At 55.6% G+C, this 701-nt stretch carries 1 protein-coding gene; it reads right to left on the bottom strand.

Annotated features, from left to right (window positions below; genetic code table 11):
• Nucleotides 1–111 precede the first annotated feature (111 nt).
• Nucleotides 112–498 (bottom strand): RuBisCO small subunit-like domain-containing protein, encoded by a 387-nt coding sequence (locus tag GFJ41_RS20950; protein WP_221934320.1) that lies wholly within the window; start codon nucleotides 496–498, stop codon nucleotides 112–114.
• Between the last annotated feature and the right edge of the window lie 203 nt (nucleotides 499–701).

Here is a 701-nt window from a genome sequence, read left to right as displayed (position 1 = left end):
GCCGGTAAAATCAAAAGACGATGAACAAACTGGGAACACACGAAACAAGGTGGGAGACATCATCGAATCAGAGATGAACAATTAAACGAGGCTATATATGACGATGACGGCTTAGTTGCCACCAGACTCCTCGCAACCTGGGGGCTTGTAGGCGATGAAGCTGATAAGCTGCACCTGCCTAACGTTGTCGAAGCCGATGATACGGACGAATGCATCAGGGTACGCCTTCTTGGCCTCCTCGAGCTCCTTGAGCACCTGGGTGGCATCGGTGCAGCCGAACATGGGCAGCTTCCACATGGTCCAATACCTGCCATCGTAGTATCCGGGAGACCTGTGGTTCTCACGGTAGACGAACCCAACCTTGCTGAACTCGAGACAAGGCACCCACTTGGATCGGAGCAGGTACTCGATCTGCTTCAAGAGGTCCTCCACGGTGAGCGGTGGCAGGTAGGAGAGGGTCTCGAACTTCTTGATGCCCTCAATTGGCCACACCTGCATGCACTTGATCCTTCCGCCATTGCTGACGTTGCCGAAGCCCGAGTTGGTGGAGCGGCGGCTGACGGGGATGCCGGCGGTGGACTTGAGCCCTTGGAATGGAGCGACGGAGGTGGCCGAGGAGGCCATCACGGTGGGGGCCATAGCACGTAGTTAGTTAGCTAGCTTACTGGCTAGTAGTAGTAGAGTATGTCCAGTAGCAGTGC

Origin of the sequence: Paraclostridium dentum (assembly GCF_012922555.1) — a bacterium.
Taxonomy (GTDB): domain Bacteria; phylum Bacillota; class Clostridia; order Peptostreptococcales; family Peptostreptococcaceae; genus Paraclostridium; species Paraclostridium dentum.
Note: the sequence above shows the minus strand (reverse complement) of the source record. Positions and strands in the feature narration are given on the sequence as shown.